15 protein-coding genes are annotated in these 18250 nt (G+C 41.9%); 7 read left to right on the top strand and 8 right to left on the bottom strand.

The window, feature by feature from the left end:
• Positions 1–7: 7 nt before the first annotated feature.
• On the bottom strand, positions 8–3109 hold the full coding sequence (locus QT711_RS08230) for a DEAD/DEAH box helicase (protein ID WP_398295853.1): 3102 nt from the start codon (positions 3107–3109) through the stop codon (positions 8–10).
• Between the two features lie 725 nt (positions 3110–3834).
• Here QT711_RS08230 and QT711_RS08225 point away from each other — a divergent pair.
• The 4 genes from QT711_RS08225 to QT711_RS08210 are packed head-to-tail and all read left to right on the top strand — an operon-like array spanning position 3835 to position 7300.
• A complete protein-coding gene (locus tag QT711_RS08225) occupies positions 3835–4776 on the top strand; it encodes a metal ABC transporter solute-binding protein, Zn/Mn family (RefSeq protein ID WP_317943348.1) in 942 nt (313 codons plus the stop codon).
• Positions 4776–5504 (top strand): metal ABC transporter ATP-binding protein, encoded by a 729-nt coding sequence (locus QT711_RS08220; RefSeq protein WP_317943346.1) that lies wholly within the window; start codon positions 4776–4778, stop codon positions 5502–5504. Before QT711_RS08225 ends, QT711_RS08220 begins: the two co-directional genes overlap by 1 nt.
• Positions 5505–5507: 3 nt before the next feature.
• The gene (locus tag QT711_RS08215) at positions 5508–6425 is read left to right on the top strand and encodes a metal ABC transporter permease (RefSeq protein ID WP_317943344.1); all 918 of its coding nucleotides are present in this window, start codon (positions 5508–5510) and stop codon (positions 6423–6425) included.
• Positions 6422–7300, top strand: a complete 879-nt coding sequence (locus QT711_RS08210) for a metal ABC transporter permease (protein WP_317943342.1) — start codon at positions 6422–6424, stop codon at positions 7298–7300. Before QT711_RS08215 ends, QT711_RS08210 begins: the two co-directional genes overlap by 4 nt.
• A 265-nt stretch (positions 7301–7565) precedes the next feature.
• Here the strand turns inward: QT711_RS08210 and QT711_RS08205 are convergent, their stop codons facing one another.
• From QT711_RS08205 to QT711_RS08195, 3 genes are all read right to left on the bottom strand, one after another.
• Positions 7566–9185 carry a hypothetical protein gene (locus QT711_RS08205; protein ID WP_317943340.1) on the bottom strand — a complete coding sequence of 540 codons (1620 nt, stop codon included), beginning with the start codon at positions 9183–9185 and terminating at the stop codon, positions 7566–7568.
• On the bottom strand, positions 9178–9933 hold the full coding sequence (locus QT711_RS08200; RefSeq protein WP_317943541.1) for an ABC transporter ATP-binding protein: 756 nt from the start codon (positions 9931–9933) through the stop codon (positions 9178–9180). Before QT711_RS08200 ends, QT711_RS08205 begins: the two co-directional genes overlap by 8 nt.
• A gap of 221 nt (positions 9934–10154) precedes the next feature.
• Positions 10155–10712, bottom strand: coding sequence for a GNAT family N-acetyltransferase (locus QT711_RS08195; protein WP_317943338.1), 558 nt, complete (start codon positions 10710–10712; stop codon positions 10155–10157).
• A gap of 473 nt (positions 10713–11185) precedes the next feature.
• On the opposite strand from QT711_RS08195, the gene QT711_RS08190 reads away from it, so the two are divergent.
• Complete coding sequence (locus QT711_RS08190) at positions 11186–12145, top strand: hypothetical protein (RefSeq protein ID WP_317943336.1); 960 nt, start codon at positions 11186–11188, stop codon at positions 12143–12145.
• A 64-nt stretch (positions 12146–12209) separates the two neighbouring features.
• On the opposite strand, the gene QT711_RS08185 is transcribed toward QT711_RS08190, so the two are convergent.
• Together QT711_RS08185 and QT711_RS08180 are read right to left on the bottom strand one after the other, a co-directional pair.
• The gene (locus tag QT711_RS08185; protein WP_317943334.1) at positions 12210–12386 is read right to left on the bottom strand and encodes a hypothetical protein; all 177 of its coding nucleotides are present in this window, start codon (positions 12384–12386) and stop codon (positions 12210–12212) included.
• A gap of 53 nt (positions 12387–12439) precedes the next feature.
• Positions 12440–14017, bottom strand: a complete 1578-nt coding sequence (locus QT711_RS08180; protein ID WP_317943332.1) for a sensor domain-containing diguanylate cyclase — start codon at positions 14015–14017, stop codon at positions 12440–12442.
• 208 nt (positions 14018–14225) lie between these two features.
• On the opposite strand from QT711_RS08180, the gene guaC reads away from it, so the two are divergent.
• On the top strand, positions 14226–15209 hold the full coding sequence (gene guaC / locus QT711_RS08175; protein ID WP_317943331.1) for a GMP reductase: 984 nt from the start codon (positions 14226–14228) through the stop codon (positions 15207–15209).
• A gap of 125 nt (positions 15210–15334) precedes the next feature.
• Positions 15335–17260: a DUF2207 domain-containing protein gene (locus QT711_RS08170; RefSeq protein WP_317943329.1), complete on the top strand. Its 1926-nt coding sequence runs from the start codon at positions 15335–15337 to the stop codon at positions 17258–17260.
• Between the two features lie 49 nt (positions 17261–17309).
• On the opposite strand, the gene QT711_RS08165 is transcribed toward QT711_RS08170, so the two are convergent.
• The gene (locus QT711_RS08165; RefSeq protein ID WP_317943327.1) at positions 17310–17786 is read right to left on the bottom strand and encodes a hypothetical protein; all 477 of its coding nucleotides are present in this window, start codon (positions 17784–17786) and stop codon (positions 17310–17312) included.
• A 19-nt stretch (positions 17787–17805) separates the two neighbouring features.
• Positions 17806–18120: a hypothetical protein gene (locus QT711_RS08160; RefSeq protein WP_317943326.1), complete on the bottom strand. Its 315-nt coding sequence runs from the start codon at positions 18118–18120 to the stop codon at positions 17806–17808.
• Positions 18121–18250: the final 130 nt, after the last annotated feature.

The following is an 18250-nucleotide window of genomic DNA, read 5'->3' as shown; positions in this document are numbered from 1 at the left end:
ATAACTCTTATACAATATGACCCTCATCTATCCGCAATAGTTCCCGAATATCCTCTTCCGTCAACGCATTTATCGCCGAATCATCAGCGTCAATCACTTCTCCTATCAAATTCCGCTTCTTCTCTTGCAGCTCATTCATCTTCTCATCAATTGTTCCACGTGCAACAAGTTTAATCACTTGTACAACTTGCTGCTGGCCGATACGGTGCGCACGATCCGCCGCTTGTTCCTCAACTGCAGGATTCCACCACAAATCATATAAAATGACCGTGTCGGCTCCCGTCAAGTTTAGCCCCGTTCCACCGGCTTTCAAAGAAATTAAAAACAAGTCCCGCTCCCCTGCATTAAATCGGTTGCAGAATGCCAACCGTTCGTCTGCAGGTGTCTCGCCGTCCAGATAAAAAAATGGCGTCCCATTCATCGCTAAATCTCTGCCAATAATTCCAAGCATCTTCGTAAATTGCGAGAAAATCAATACCCTTCTCCCCGCTCGCTTCGACTCTTCAATCAATTGCTTCAACTGCTCAAACTTTGCTGAGCTACCTTCATAACCGTCTACAAACAATGCCGGGTGGCAACAGATTTGACGCAACCGCGTGAGACCAGCCAATATACGAATTTTATTCTTCCGTATTGTATCCTTATCCAAATGCTTCAACGTATCATGCCGCAACTTTGCTAAATAGGCCGCATACAGCTCTTTCTGTTCCGGTAACAGTTCCGAGGATGCCATTGACTCGATTTTCCCCGGAAGTTCAATGAGCACATCTTCTTTCATTCGACGTAACAGAAACGGTCGGATACGCCGTGCGATTGTTTTCTGTGAAAGTTCACTATATTCCCGTAACCCCATGAACAATTCCGGAAACACAACGTGAAATATCGCCCATAACTCTTCCAATGAATTCTCGATTGGTGTGCCCGTCAACGCAAACCGATGATCGGCCACTATTTTTTTCACTGCCCGCGCTGTCTGTGTATACGGATTTTTAAACGCCTGCGCCTCGTCAAAGAACACCGCATGGAAATGCTGTTTCTCAAACCACTGAACATCACGACGAAGTAACGGATAAGAAGTGATTACCACATCTTGACCGCCTATTTCACGTTGGCGCATAACCCGCTCCTTCTTCGATCCATCGAGTACACATGCCTGTATGTCCGGCGCAAATTTTGCCAATTCACTTAACCAGTTATACGTGACAGAAGACGGACAAACGATCAGTACCGGTGTACTTCCTTTACGAATGACCGCTAGCTCCGACACAATGAACGCAATGCTTTGCAACGTTTTGCCAAGCCCCATATCATCCGCAAGTACACCCCCGAGCCCATAACTAGCAAGCGTCTTCAGCCATTTAAACCCTTCTTTTTGGTAATCGCGTAAAACGGACGCCAACTGTTGGGGTACGTCAATTTCCAAGCTCGCTGGTTCACGGAGACGCTCAAAGAATCGGCGAGCCGATTCTTCCATCGTAATCATTTCATCGTCTTCTGCCGCATCCAAAAAGCGAAGCCCTTGAACGACTGGAACGGTTAACCCTTTTTCCAACGCATCCAAGTCGCCAGGCACTTCATTCAGAAAACGTTGAATCTCTTCAAATTCCTTTGTTTCCAACGACAGCAATGCGCCATCCTTCAGACGATAATATTTCCTTTTTTCCTCCAACGCTTCTAAAATGCCTCGAATTTGGTTGTCCGGTATACCATCCATTGTAAATTTAAATTCTAGCCAATTTGTCCGCTCTTCCTGCGTCTTCACGCGGATGCGCGGACGGGCGTTCCCTCTGAACACTCGGTTTCGAATGGCTGTTGTCGCATACACGCGGACAAGCTTTTGAAGTTTTGGAAGAATACGATGCAGAAATTCATATTCCAATTCCTCGTTTTGCAACCAATACCCTTCATCTGTTTGCGCAAATGCTCCCTCATCCATTAGCTGAAGAATCGTTTTCTCTTTTTCAAAATCACGAACGAGCATTGAACCAGCCGGTAATTGCTGGTCAACTAACGGATTGATGACAAGATGATCATAGTGAAATTCCAAACTCGCAAGCAGGCGATTATGGACTCGATCCACATACAACTTTGCTTGTAACGGCGATTGCACAAGCTCGTCTTTTACCGTTTCATCAAGATACACTTCGCCGATTTTCCGCAAGCCAGGAACGACCTTTTCGAGAAAAAAGCCGATTTGTTCATTTGCAATCGGAATGTTGTTCGTACCCGATGATTGCACCATTTGTTGCAGATCTGCCAAACGTTTGCAGTCTTCGTCTTGGACTAAATAGAGGCGATTAGCGTACATGACGGTTCGATATTGTTGGAAAACCTGGACTTCTTGCAACCCTTCAATTTTTAGGAAATGTCCCTTCCCTTCTCTTTTTCCAAATGAAAATTGGATTGGTAAATTCCCTTCGATGAACGGCAGCCCGTTAACGCAAGACGTACTTTGCAAGAGGGGAACGAGCTTGTCCCAAGTCGTTGGTGAAATGGTAACTGTTCCTAGGTCACTGCCCTTAACAAGTTCAATAGATTGTTGTTTTCCTTGAATGAGTTGCTGTAAAATGCCATCCGCTTCCCGTGTAAAACAGTGACTACGAGGATCATAAAAACAGTTTGCAGACAGTTGCACACTTCGTCCTTCATGTACATATTTCAAAAATTGCCCAACATTTTTTATCGCATGCCCATCGACCTGGATTGCAATGGCAAGCATATCCTTCCCTCTCCCTACAGGCACAGGTTGTACAGTGAACGTGAGCGATAAAACTTTTCGATTTTCAAAATGAAGCTGATGGCCACTTGACCTCGGGCGTTCATTAAAAAGAGAGAGAAACCCGTCAGATAAGGCCCCGTCATCAGTTGTTTGTTCAATGATCGCTAACAAAACAGCTGCGATATGCTGACATTTATGCGGATAAAAAGGCAGCGTCGGACAACTACATGTTGTTTCTAAACTACCTGTTTCATCATAACGAACAGTGACATGGAAGTTTTCAGTACCTGCCACAACCGCTTCGCATTGCACAGAATCCATCTGTTCAATCTTCACCTTACCTGCACGGTTATACGCTTCTCCTCGCTTCAATGAGGCAGTTCCACACATCTCCTCGATTTGCTTCCGTGAAATAGCTGTGAGCACGTTACTTCCCCTCCCTGTCCTTTGCTTTCATTATACCGAATACGCGTTCTTTTCCCAACTCTTCACGATAGAAAATGCTCAGCTTCCTCGCATCTCAACGTAAAACGGTCGTATCGCAATAATCAGCTGACGTATCACAACTTAAACGGTTCTCAACGCAATCCTTGACTATCGATTTAGAATAATTCAGTAAATTAATTGTCAACTACGTATAAATTGTAAAAAACCGCAAACTACTATCCACATAGTAAAGATGGTGTCAGTCGCGCAAACCGCTAAATCGTTACTTGTCGTCTATGTTTATACTGCAGGTACATGGAGGTAAATAACAAATAGATGCGCTCATGGCTTCGACAAAGTGCGGACTTGCGCCTTCTAACAGGCAAATGCAAATTATTGTGCAAAGCTATTGACAACCCTATTAATGTTTATTATCTTTAAGTAACGGATAAAGTTTCCCTCGAGAAACTTTCACTCGTTTCTTAAAATAACATTAGCAAATTAACCGCCGTAGTCGTTCAACTTATCACCAAGACTACATAACGAACATATAGTAAATGCAATTACGTTTTATGTGCGATGGCATTTTTTTAAATAGGATATAGGGATTTTGATTTTTTTTACACATTTTGTTGCACGAGGGAAACACTCGAAATTGATAGATATCTACTTTTAGGAGGAAATGAGAAATGAAAAAGAGATTTACCCAATTGTTCTTGTATACTCTACTCTCGTCATTGTTGCTGTTAGGGGCATGTGCAGAGACGAAATCTGATGTAGACAAGAATGGCAAAGTGCACATCGTTACGACAATTGCACAAATTGCTGAACCAATGTCAATTATCGGCGGCGAGCATGTCGTTGTGGAAAGCTTGATGGGACCAGGCGTTGACCCACACTTGTATAAAGCGACACAAGGCGATATTGCAAAACTGCAGAGTAGCGATATCGTGCTATATAGCGGTTTAAATTTAGAAGGAAATATGATTGAAGCCTTTGAGAAGATTGGTACTAAGAAACCTGTTAATGGAATTTCAGAGTCCATTCCTAAAGAGCAGCTTCTACAAGATGAAGACGGTGCAATTGATCCACACGTATGGTTTGATATCGATTTGTGGAAAATTTCATTAGATACAGCTACTGAAGAATTAAAGAAATTCGCACCTGACCATGCAGAAGAGTTTGATGCGAATAAAGAAAAATACTTTGCTGAATTAGATGCTTTATTAGCGGAATCTAAAGATAAACTCACACAAATTCCTGATGAAAAACGTGTACTCGTTACAGCACATGATGCGTTTGGTTACTTTGGTCGTGCTTATGACATGACAGTTGTTGGACTACAAGGACTCAGTACTGAAGATGAAATTGGTATTTCTGATATTGACGACACGATTTCCATTTTAATGGATTATAAAATTCCTGCTGTTTTTGTCGAGAGTAGTATTAATCAGAACTCCATCAAAGCGGTTATCCAAGGTGCTGAAAAGAAAGGCCTGAGTGTTAAACTAGGTGGCGAACTCTATTCAGATGCGATGGGTGACGCAGGAACAGAAGAAGGAACGTATATTGGTATGTACAAACATAATGTTAAAACGATTTTTGATTCACTTTCTGAGGAGGCTAAATAATGTCTGTCTTAAAGGTCGATAACTTATCGGCTTCATATAGAAAAAACAAAGTATTATATGATGTGAATTTTGATGTGAAACCTGGTTCGCTCACGGGGATTGTCGGGCCCAATGGTGCTGGTAAGTCGACGTTATTAAAAGTCATGTTGGAATTGCATCCGAAGCTATCCGGAAATGTATCTTTTTTCGGGTCAACGCTTGCTAAAACGAAAACAAAAGTTGGTTATGTACCGCAACGTGGATCGGTCGACTGGGATTTCCCGACGAATGCATTGGACGTTGTATTAATGGGACTGTACGGAAAAATCGGTTGGTTTAAGTGGCCCAATAAAAAAGACAAAGACTTAGCGATGCAGTCGTTGGAAAAAATGGGGATGGCAGACTATGCTGACCGACAAATTAGTCAGTTGTCTGGTGGACAGCAACAACGTGTTTTCTTGGCTCGTGCGCTCGTTCAAAATGCGGATCTCTATTTCATGGATGAACCACTTGTCGGCGTCGATGCTGCTACTGAAACTGCTATTATGGCAACGTTGAAACAACTAAAAGCCGATGGGAAAACAGTGATGGTCGTTCACCACGATTTATTAACTGTTGAAGATTACTTTGACCATGTCATGCTGTTAAATAAAACAATCATTGATTACGGGAAAACGGAAGACGTATTTACAAAAGAACAGGTACAACGAACATATGGCGGATCGTTACGCTGGATGAAGGAGGCGTAAAGCATGCTGGACGTTTTCTTATCACCAAACGCACAATGGGTTCTCTTCAGCACATTAATTTTAGGAACAGCATCCGGTATGATTGGTTGTCTCGCTTACTGGAAACGCCAAAGTCTTATGAGTGACGCGTTATCCCATGCTGCTTTGCCCGGGGTCGTCATCGCCTTTTCGCTATTAGGGTATAAGAACTTGCCGGTCATGATTCTTGGTGCAGCAATCAGTTCCTTTATTGGTGCATGGCTCATTCAATGGATACGTTCGTCCAGTAGGGTGAAGGAAGATGCAGCGATGGGCATTATCCTATCTGTGTTTTTCGGATTAGGCGTCATGCTCCTTACAGTCGTCAGTCGACATGGCGGAGGCAATCAAGCCGGACTTGATAATTTCATATTTGGGCAAGCGGCATCCATGGTCCGTACCGATGTGTATACGATGCTAATTGTCGCGATCCTTCTTATAGTAGTTGTTATCGTCGGCTTTAAAGAATGGAAACTGTTTTTGTTTGACCCTAATTTTGCAAAAGGGCTTGGCTTATCCACCCGTTTCATGAACGGCGTCTATTTGGCAATGCTCGTACTTGTCATTGTTATTGGTATTCAAGCAGTCGGTGTTATCCTGATGGCTGCTCTACTAATCATACCAGCCGTCAGTGCCCATTACTGGACGCATTCCTTTAAACGAATGCTCATCCTCTCAGCGATTTTCGGAGGGTGTTCAGGTATGGTTGGTACGTTAATTAGTACGATGGGCAAAGGCTGGCCAACAGGTCCATTCATCGTCATTGCATCAGCTGGCATTTTCATTATTTCCATGGTGTTCGGTGCACAACGCGGGTTATTAATTCGTGCGATTCAATTCAAAATGCAACGTAAATACCATCAAGCAACAGTGGAGCACACAGTGAAGGAGGAATTACAATGAGTTATGAAGGTTGGATCCTCCTGACCGCTTCATTAGTCGGTCTTTCCTGTGGCATCATGGGTACTTTCCTTATTCTCAGAAGAATGGCCATGATGGCAGACGCAATCAGCCATACAGTATTACTCGGAATCGTCACAGCGTATTTAATTACACGTGAATTAAGCGGTATGCACATGCTTGTCGGTGCAATCATTGCTGGTTTATTGACAGCTGTTTTAGTGCAATGGCTCCATTCACTCGGAGTCCAGCAAGACGCTTCCATCGGTGTCGTTTTCACAACACTATTTGCTGTTGGTGTCATTTTAATTGCAACGAAAGTCGGAAATGTGCATTTAGACGTACAGCACGCACTTATGGGAGAGATTACGTTCGTACCTTGGAACACAATCACTTTGCCTTTGTTGGGTGAAGTTCCACAAGCGACGTTCATACTATTCATCGTCCTTGTTGTCGTGCTCATCATGATTTTGGCGTTTTACAAAGAATGGAAAATCACAACATTCGATGCGGCACTCGCTGCCAGCATCGGAATTCCAGTGCTGTTCATGCACTATTTGTTCATGACACTCGTTTCCATTACAACGGTCGCTTCCTTTGACGCGGTCGGCGCAATCATGGTTGTCGCCATGCTCATTACACCTGCGTCCGCTGCCTATTTATGGACAGATCGCCTCTCCATCATGCTTGTTTTAAGCGCATTGTTTGGCGTCTTGTCTGCAATTAGCGGCTACTACATCGCCCTTTGGATCGACACATCCATATCAGGCTCCATGGCATTCGCAACAGGAATTCTATTCCTCGCAAGCTTCATCGGCTCACCGAAACACGGCTTGCTTTCCCGCTATGCCCGCCCTTTCACAGTGGCGAAAGAATAACTGAACCAAAAGAGGCAACGACTAGCAAATCGCTAGCGCCGCCTCTTTTTTAATTAGTCATTCTCAGCATAATTCTTCAAAACGCCGCATAAGTTCCGCAAACGCGGCATACGCTCTTCAAACGCCGCATAAACTCCTCAAACGCGGCATATTCTCCCCAATCGCCGCATAAACTCCTCAAACGCGGCATAACCCTGCAAAACGCCGCATACTCTCCCCAATCGCCGCATAACCCGACCGATTTTCTCAGCATGAAAGTACGCACTTACCCTCGCCGAAACACCATTCGCCAACCGATAAAATTTGTAACAACTAACAAAGCCAAGTAAAAATAAATACCACCCGTAATTGAATTTGCAATTAAATGCACTACAACAAACAAGACCGCTAATAAATTCAATAAAAACATCAGTAACGAGCTTTCACTTTGAACCTTCTCTGACGAATTCATAAACGGGAAGGGGTCTGTACTCATCATTCTATACGTAATGACAGTTTGCAAAAAGGCTCCTAACAGGACTGCCAACAGGTGAGGAACAATCCGAACACCAAAAATTGATACAAAAATAATCGATAAGAGAAGAAAAACAGGTATATACAGCTTTACGAAGAAAGCCTTTAATGTTCCGCTATATGCTGCCTTCGGATGTCGAATGGGCGACGCCTTGAAAATCCAGCTTCCTTTGTAATTTGCTGAATAACGAAGCATATTTACAATAACAGGAATCATCAAAGCTGAAAAATAAATTAAAAAGAACATATTCCCTCTTGAAATTTCAGCGAGCGACCGTGTTTGTAACTCTGTGAATATGAAGATAAACGGTAGAATAAATGAAAAACCTAATGCCGGGTACACTTTCAACTTAAATTCACGCTCTTGTTTCATCATTAATGCTGAAAATCGAAAAAACACTTTTTCTTCTCGATTTCGGCACAACAGCTTCAGCCAAAACGTATCCAGTTTATCTGATTTTTGCTTCTTACTTTTTGTTGCGCTCATCAATTTTTCCATATTCCGTTCAAACGAAGGTATCATTCGAACGTAAACAATCATTGCGAGAATAGGAATTAGGAGTGCCATTACAGCTAATAAAAGCACGCTCCCGTTGAAGTCTTTATTCAACAAGACATCAAATGGTGCGCCAAACCACATCGGCGGTAACAAAAGATGCCACCAACTAAACGAGTACGTCAATTCAAAGTCGATGATTTGAAAGGAACGAATGACAAGTTGATAGCCAATAACAACGCCGACTGTTAATAAAATTTGCACGTAATTGATGATATCTTTCAGTTTTTCTCCATCGAAAAATCTTAAGATCGTAATATACACTAGAGATGTGAACACAATGATGAACATTAGCATGAATAGCAACTCGATGAGGAAAATAAGTGTGAAAACAATACCATTCGTAAATAAACTGACCATGAATGGAATTGCAATAAAGGCGCTCGTTACAAAAAACATATAAATTAAAATGTGAATCGTCTTTGCAGCTGCGATCGTTCGACTACTAATCGGTTTTGTTTGCAAGACGGTCCTATCACGTACATCGAGCAATACGACTGAAAAATCCGAAACCATCGTCGTTGTGAGTATAAACATCGTAATCCCGAAAACCACACTCATTTGGAATATATATTGCTCAATATTGAATAAGAAAGGCAGCAACATTAAACCATACAAGCCATATATCCAAAGGGATTTCAAAAACTGATTGCCTTCCTTTTTCTTTTTCACTTCATTGAAAATTGTTGGCACTCTTCTACCATCCATCGTCAACTTCATGCGCAAAATTGTTTCCATAGCCGTATAATCTATCCCCATTTTACGAAACAACCAGTTGAACTTGGAAATGAAGGCAAGTGTACGAAACTCATTCACCTACTTCCCCACCTTCCACTATTGCGAGAATCCGTTCAGCACGGTTTGCATGATCTGTGAAGCCGGTTAGCTGATTAAAGATGTCCGAAAGCGATCCCTTCTCACTCATTTTCTGCAACTCTTCAAAACTGCCATCCGCCACAACTTCCCCGTTAACAAGCAACACAATACGATTGCTGATTTTCTCGACAACGTCCATAATATGTGAGGAATAAAAAATAGTTTTACCTTGCTCCGCCAATTGAGCAAGCATTTCTCGGATAATCATCATACTGTTGGCATCCAAACCACTCAACGGTTCATCAAAAAACAACAAATCGGGATCATGCAGCAGACTTGAAATAATGAGTACTTTTTGTTTCATCCCTTTTGAAAATGAGGAAATCCGTGAATGAAGAACATCACTTAGCTCAAACTCCGCCATAAGCTTCTGCGCCTTTTCCTCCGCATTCTTGCGATCCAACCCATACAATTCCCCTGTAAATAACAAATACTCCATTGCGGTCAAGTTCTCGTACAAGTCTGCTTGCTCCGGCACATAACCGATTCGACGTTTATAAGCAACATCCCCGGAAGCAATATCTTCCCCGAATATTTCTACTTGCCCTCTATAACCTTGTACCAATCCGAGCATAATTTTCACCGTCGTACTTTTCCCTGCCCCATTCGGACCGATGTAACCGATGATCTGTCCACGCTCGACATCTAAATTCACCCCATTCAATACACGTTGCGTACCATACATCATCGTTAAATCCCTTATACTCAGCACCTTATCTGTCAAAACCACTCCAACACCCCCACATGTTTCTTACTACTACTCTATCATGAAATGATCCTAACCTTTCATTTTATTGACAATTAATTGGTTTTATCACAAAGTGATTGAAGAAGAATTAGACTTCAGTTGTCGAAGCAATAAACACACAAACAGCCGCATCCCTCTAACGGAATACGACTGTTTATATTTCATCTTTCAACAACATACTCATCTTTCAACAACGCATACATATACACATCATCAAACAATCCATTCGTTCTCTCATATTTCCGTAATAGTCCCTCTTGCAGAAAACCAAGCTTCTCAAAAAGTTTCTGCGAAGCAATATTCTCTGGTTCAATGAGCGCTTGCATCCGCATAAGGTCTAGATGCGTAAATCCATATTGTATGACAGCTGCCAAAGCTTCCGTCATCAATCCACTTCGCCAATAATCCTTGGAAAGCTCCAATCCCACTTCCGTCCGGGCATGTCGACTTGAATACTCAAGGAACCCGCAACTTCCAATGACTTCATCCGTCCCTTTCAACGTAATCCCCCAACGAATGCCCGTCCCTTCGTCAAAAATGCGACGATACCAATCAATCTCCTCTATCGCTTCACGCACTTCAACCATCGGCACCATGCCATAATACTTCATCACTTCAGGGTCTGAAAGATAATGAAACACACTTCCAGCATCCTCTTCCTTCACTTCCCGCAACACTAACCGTTCCGTTTCTAACCTCGGAAACACCTTCCCCGTCATCTTCCTTCCCCCTCACCACTGCCATCCTTTTCGCCGCGCAGTATAATTGTAATTGTTTTCATTTGAATCGCAAACAAGCAACAAGGACCAGCTCTTTCATAGAAACGTTGACATACTTCCGCAAACTAGTCCGCTTCACACTATACAAAACGGAATACCTTCGCCTGCGTCCATTCCAAACACGTGCAGTAATTAGAAAATTGCTCGTTCTATACATTTATTATACTACGGTTAGAAGTTTACTAACTTAACGATCCATACTACTCACATCTATACAAGTATCACAAGCTAATTACTTCGCATCGAAATACAAGACGACACTTAATTAATAAAATCCTAAATAACCCTTCAATGGTAACAGTTCCCTTAGTAAACGATGAGAGAATTCTTATCAATCTCTCATTTTTTTCACAGAGTTCTTTAAAAAAGGGAGCGTAAGATGAAATCATACCAAAACAAAGGAGAGGAAAAACATGAACAAATTTTTCGCAACTACATTGAGCGCAGTACTATTAACAACTGGTGGCATTGGAGCAGCAAACGTTCTTCACCCGGACAAAGTAGAGGCAGCACAAGCGAAATATGAATCTTCCTACTCAAACTACGGATCGAATTACCAATTGAACATTGCAGCTGAAGCATTAACGCAACTTCCTGAGTATGCTACAGTTGCATCAAAAATTAACATGGACGGTTTAACAGCTAAAGTAACTGAAGACAACACGAACAAACGAATTATCGTATTCAGCAAGGCAAATGGACAAGGTCAATACAAATCCATCTTTGTCAAAGCGACAGAAAGCTTGAAAATTGTTGACTTCCGTGGCGGTCAAATTTTCTACGGTACAATTTCAACTGAAGATGCGACTCCAGAAAAACCGGCACAACCTGAAGAGAAACCTGCAACAGATGCGATTAGCGCACTTCCTGAGTATGCAACGCTTGCTTCTGTTGTCAATGTAGACAACTACAAACTTCAAGTCGTTGAAGACAATACAAACAAAAGAGTAATCACTTTATCAGATGACTTTGGTCGCCTACAATACAAATCAATTTTTGTTAAAAACACAAACAGCTTGAAAGTCATTGATACAAGAGGCGGACAAATCTTCTACGGTGTCGTTTCATCTGAAACAAACACAACCGCTTCACCAGCACCTGAAAAAGCAACTGCAGTAAAAGCGGAAGCGACAGCAAAAACAACGGCAACTTCAAGCAATAGCACTCTTCCCGAGTATGCAACACTTGCTTCTGTTGTCGATGTGAACAGCTTTAACCTACAAGTTGTTGAGGATAATTACAATAAACGCATCGTTCTACTAAAAGATGCAAACGGTCGTCCACACTACAAGTCCATCTTTGTTAAACGCACAAACCACTTGAAAGTAATTGACTTAAAAGGCGGCTTACTCTTTAACGGTACAGTACGCTAACCTTTGAAAAAAAGCACGTTATCAACGGAGAAACTCCGGGATAACGTGCTTTTTATTCGTATCATTACAGCTGCTGATAGTCTTTCATGAATCGGCCGCTCTCTTTCACTTCGGCATGGTACAAAGCTTTAAGTGCAAAACTCTTTTCCAAGTCGTGCTCTTTCATAATTTGCTTCAGACGTTGCGTCAGTTCAGGTGTATTTTTAACGAGCATTTCCATCTTCGGTTTCGAATATTGCATGACGGGCTCCTCCTTGTACCTTTTTGCTCAGTTTACCATAACATGCATCATTTTTATGCATTGGCGTTTTTGTGATTTTGACTAATTATTGTACGGTTACGTCCCGAGCGCTTCGCTTCATAAAGGCTCTCATCCGCCGCTTCCAATATCACTTTAGGATGTGTTCCATTATGCGGAGATGTCGCAATTCCTAATGAGACGGTTACGACTTCACCGCAAGGACTGACCGTATTTTCCATTTTCTTACGCAATCTTTCAGCTACTTGGAATGCAATTTCTTCTGTTGCTTCCGGTAAGACAATTACAAATTCCTCGCCTCCAAAACGGCAGCAACGATCTTGTTCCCTCGTCACATCTTGCATAACCTTAGCTAGAAATTTTAACACATCATCACCAACCGCATGTCCGTACGTATCATTTACACGCTTGAAACGGTCAATATCCAAAATTACAACCGCGTAAGCTTTTTCCTGGTCAGTCAGCTCTTTTAAGAACTCATCCATTGCTCGACGATTCCATAGCTTCGTCAATGGATCGGTCGTCGATTGGTGAAGATAGAAGTTCACTCTGTCTTGGAAGAAATTCATACTGTAGTGTAACGCTTTTTTTAATTGAATAGCTTCATAATACCACGTTCGAATTGTTGAGATTTTCTTTTCCTGATTGCTTTCCGTACTTGACTCGGCGTAAGTGGCCAACTTTTGGAGTGGGAGCGCAATCTGTTTTGAGAAATACCAAATGATCAAGATGGAGATGAATAAAAACGGCAATGCTTTGACAATCATCTCTTTCATCATATTATTGACGGGCACTAAAGTGGCTTCTGTCGATCGTTGCGTTACGATGCCCCACTCTGCATTCGGAAGATAAGCATATCCGGCTAACATATCAATCTCTTTTGAGTTTGTCAGGCGCATTGCTCCACTATTCCCTTTTATCACATCCTGAATGACAGGGTTTTCAGGCGCAAAATCATTTATACGCTCTTTATCTTGGTGATAAATGATTCGACCCGTTTTGTCCACCACATAGACATACGAACCATCTTGGTAGAAATGTTCACCAAGCACTTCTTGCAAAATATTCTCCTCTTTTAAGTAAATTGTGCCACCAATTATCCCTAAATAATTATTATTTTCATCAAACACGGGATGAGAAATGAAAATGATTAATCGACCTGTCAAAGCGATGTACGGCTCAGAAATGAAAGGCTTTTGCGCTTCTAATGCTTGCATGCCGCCTTTAGACGTGAGCATTTTCCCCCTCAACTCCAATGTTTGTGGAGAGGTCGCCAAAATCTCCCCGCCCTTTTCAACTATGGCAATGGAGTTAAACGTATTCGTCTGGTTCTTCACACGATCAGCTTCCGGGATTAAAAAGCTATCCGCCTCTTCCTTCCGCATATGCGGCGCAAGCGTTTTTGCACTTACTTCCAATGTTTGCAGTGTCATTTCCAAATAAGACTCTGTCGTACTGGAGAGCTTTTCAGCATACGCTCGATTCGTCTCCAATGTATTGTCGATTAGTGATTGCTTTTGGACCCGATAGCCTGATGTAATACTACTTACTAATGTAAGAACCAACGACAACATCGCAACCCCAAGAATCAAGTATTTTAACGATAGTCTCATAAACAGAACCTATCTCCTTCAATGATTAATTTACACACTCTTTCCATGATACCATTTAGTTTCCTACTACGCAGTACGATTTGCGACAAGAGTTTGTATATTTTCCTTTAAAACGGTTGACGTTTATTGAAATATCTTGTACATTACTAAAGTACGAACATTAATTATAAATAAGCGATTAATATTCGCCTTTTAGGAGTGTGTACAAATGGATACAGTTTTTGATTATGAAGATATTCAATTAATTCCTGCCAAATGTATCGTTACAAGTCGTTCAGAGTGTGATACGTCTGTCACGTTAGGTAAACATAAATTTGTTCTTCCAGTCGTTCCTGCAAATATGCAAACAATTATTGATGAAAAAATTGCAGTGCAATTAGCTGAAAACGGTTACTTTTATATTATGCATCGCTTCGATCCTGAAAAACGTGTCGATTTCATTAAAGACATGCAAGGTCGTGGGTTGATTGCTTCAATCAGCGTCGGTGTAAAAGAAGAGGAGTATGGTTTTGTTGAGCAACTGGCTGCAGACCAACTCGTTCCAGATTACATTACAATCGATATTGCGCATGGTCATTCAAACGCGGTCATCAGCATGATTCAACATATTAAAAAGCATTTACCTGAGTCATTTGTTATTGCTGGTAACGTCGGTACACCTGAAGCCGTTCGTGAACTTGAAAATGCGGGTGCTGATGCAACGAAAGTCGGTATCGGACCTGGTAAAGTATGCATTACAAAAATTAAAACAGGCTTCGGTACAGGTGGATGGCAACTTGCTGCAGTCCGCTGGTGTGCGCGAGCAGCGACAAAGCCGATCATTGCAGACGGCGGGATTCGTACAAACGGAGACATTGCAAAATCTGTACGTTTTGGTGCTTCCATGGTCATGATCGGATCACTATTTGCCGGCCACGAAGAGTCACCTGGCCAAACGGTTGAGAAGGACGGCAATGTGTACAAAGAGTATTTTGGTTCCGCTTCAGAGTTCCAAAAAGGTGAAAAGAAGAACGTCGAAGGTAAGAAAATGTATGTAGAATACAAAGGAAAGCTTCAAGATACGTTGACAGAGATGCAGCAAGATCTACAATCATCGATTTCGTATGCAGGAGGCACGACGTTAGAGGCGATTCGTAAAGTTGACTACGTCGTTGTGAAAAACTCCATTTTTAATGGCGATAAAGTGTATTAATATAAAAAGGACTGGCTACCCATTGCTGGTCCTTTTTCTTATTTCAAAAAACAATGAAACTATAAAATGATTTCTTCGTAGAGTAAAGTAATAGAATCGTTAAAACACAGAGAGGAGGGGTTCCTTTGCGAAGTCTTCGTTTTCTACTTTGCATGCTACTCTTATCTATTGCATTCCCTGTTCATCACGCACAAGCCAAATCATTTTCGATAGATGACGTGCAAATTCAGGCGTATGTTATGGATAACGGAGATTTATATGTCGAAGAACTTTACACATACAATTTCTCGGGCACGTATAACGGAACCACGCGAATAATCGGTGACGACAATCATAAAGGTGTTAAATACTTTGAAGGGTATCTTGCACCAATGGATACGGACCTTTCCCAATATGATAACAGTACCTTTACACGGTTGGAAGTGGAGCGGGAAGGACGTACATTTAAGATCCATACACCTTCTGAGAATGAAAAGAAGAAAGTGTTCTATCGGTATTTGATTCGCGGAGCTGCACAAAAATATAGTGATACGGGGCAATTGTATTGGCGCTTTTTTGATGAGTTGAACGAGACTGATTTGCACAATGTTCGTTTACGTCTCATTTTATCCGGCGATAAAGATGCGACGTTAGCCGGGGAGGCGTATTTGCATAGTACCGCAGGAGAGTTGAAGAAATCGATGGACTACGGTTTCCTCTACGCAGCAGACCTATTGGAAGCGTATGAAACATTGGAAATTCGTTTTCTTTTCCCTGAAACCTTTCTGCAAAATGCGCCTTATGATGAAGAAAAAGCGATGTTAGCGGAGTTTGAAGAAGAGGAAGCTGCTTATGTAAAATGGCTAGAAAAAAAAGAGTCTGCCATGCCTACAGTGGAACTTATTAATATCATCTTATTTTTCAGCACCATCCTATTATTCATTGTCACGATTTTATATCCTCGACGGTTAATCAGACTTTTCACCTCTACGCCTCGGCTTCGACAATTGGAAGACATTGATCCGTTTCTTTTAGGGTTAATAGAACGAAAAGGAAAAATTGAACCGAACGCCATTTCGGCTGCGTTATTGAGACTGCGGCAAAAAGGAATTGTCATTATGGAAAAAGTGCCTGCGAATGCGGTCTATCGCAGTGATGAGAATGCGCCAGACTACACGTTTCGCTTTACGTTAGTGAAACAACTTAGTACGTTAAGTGAATTTGAACAGGACTTGATCGATTGGTTATTCGAACGGAATGCTGCAGGAGACATCTGTTTTTCACTGGATCAGTTCCCTTACATGTCAAAACAACAACGCGAGCAACATTGGCGGTTGGAAAGTGAATATGCACAAATGTCTAAACGATTGACGAAACGATTTAAGAAATGGAAGGAAATCGGGCGGAAAGATCCTGAAGTGAAACAGTATTGTGTCCTAAATCCAATACGCAAATGGCTCGTTCGCATCGGAATCCCTCTATGGATTGTAGTTGCCATCTTGAACATATGGATGACGACCGCAGACATACAAGACGTTGTCGTGTTGACCATCCTTTTGTGGTTTGCGTACGTGTTATTATTGTTTAATTTATCTTGGCGTGCCGCTTTGCCCATATTTTTCGCATTTTGCTTCATATGGACTTGGGAACGTTCCATGGAAGGCTTCTATAGTTTGTTCACAATGAGTTCAGTTCTGTTTTTTGTGGCTGGCTTGCTGTTACCCCTCATGAATATAAAAAAGAAAGCTGCACCTTATTACAAGGCGGCGAAAGCGTTCAAAAAAGCCATACGATCTGGGTCGTTTGATCGTTTAAACGGTCTCTCTGAAGAGAAATGGCAAGCGCATGCAATTGCCCTTCGTCTCTTTGTTCCTTTACGGTTGAAATATGAAAAAACAATTCCTGAAAACTTGGCTTCATTGCCACCATTGACGATCCGTTTCACAGAAATGTTGACATCGTTCCACTATACACATCGGGTCTATTACTCTCACATGTCATCTTCTAGTTCTGGCGGTGGATCTGGAAGTAGCAGCGGATCTGGTGGCGGAGGTGGAGCCGGAGCCTTTTAATTGCATACAAACAGCCATCTATCGCGAAGATTTAGATAGATGGCTGTTCTCATTTCGTACGTTGAATCGTGAAAGGATACTCAACGATTTCCCCTTGCTGCAGCTCGACAGTTGGATGGGCGATGCCTGGTTCACCATCATCCGGTATAGCAAGTATGAAAAATTCATCTTCTACACGATGTTCCACTTGGACAGCGGACGTTTTTACTCGCACTTTCGCAACCTCACTATTTTGCACAGCTCCTAGGATGTAATCAAATCCTCCAATTGTAAATAAGCTATAGTCGAAGTAGACACCTGTATGATTTTGGTAGAGTGGGGAATGCGTAGTTTTCTTGGTCGTCAAGAATTTCTTTTCTTTTACTACAGGAAGATAACTAGCGTCTTCTTTATAAATTTCCAATGTTACATTATCCGAGATCTTGAACGTTCGGACTGGTTCTTCTTGTGCTCCATAACGGACTAGAAAACTGCTGAATGCAATAAGGAAAAAGAGTATAAGGCCGACCTTTTGCCATCCTTTCATGATACACCTCCTCGAATTGTTACTCGACTGTTAGTTCCACCTTCATATCCAGATCACTCATCTTATAAAAGTTTACGAGTCTTCTTTCTAGTGAAGCACGACATTCCTCCGCAAGTTCATCTGGAATCGCTTTCTGATACAGTAGTTCAATGCCACAAAAGCAATCCTCCACGGGGTTTAGCACAACGCCTTCCCCACCTTCTCCTTTACTACCGACGAACAGTGCACTTGTCATAGCCACTAGGTTCATCGTCGCGACTTGTAAGATCTTTTGGTTTTGCTCATCCAATGTAGAAGTGTTGTCATACACTTTGACTCGAATTATCTGTTTCAAGAAATCATCTCCAATTCCAAATCTACTAACTAGTATATCGTTTTACACAATAATCGCAAACAATTTTGTAAATTATTGAGAACACTAATTACGTGGCTAACTTTCTAGGAAAAGGGTATGTAAGAATTAC

Source organism: Sporosarcina saromensis (genome assembly GCF_033253735.1).
Lineage (GTDB): Bacteria > Bacillota > Bacilli > Bacillales_A > Planococcaceae > Sporosarcina > Sporosarcina saromensis.
The sequence above is the reverse complement of the archived record's forward strand: the minus strand, read 5'-3'. Positions and strand labels throughout refer to the sequence as shown.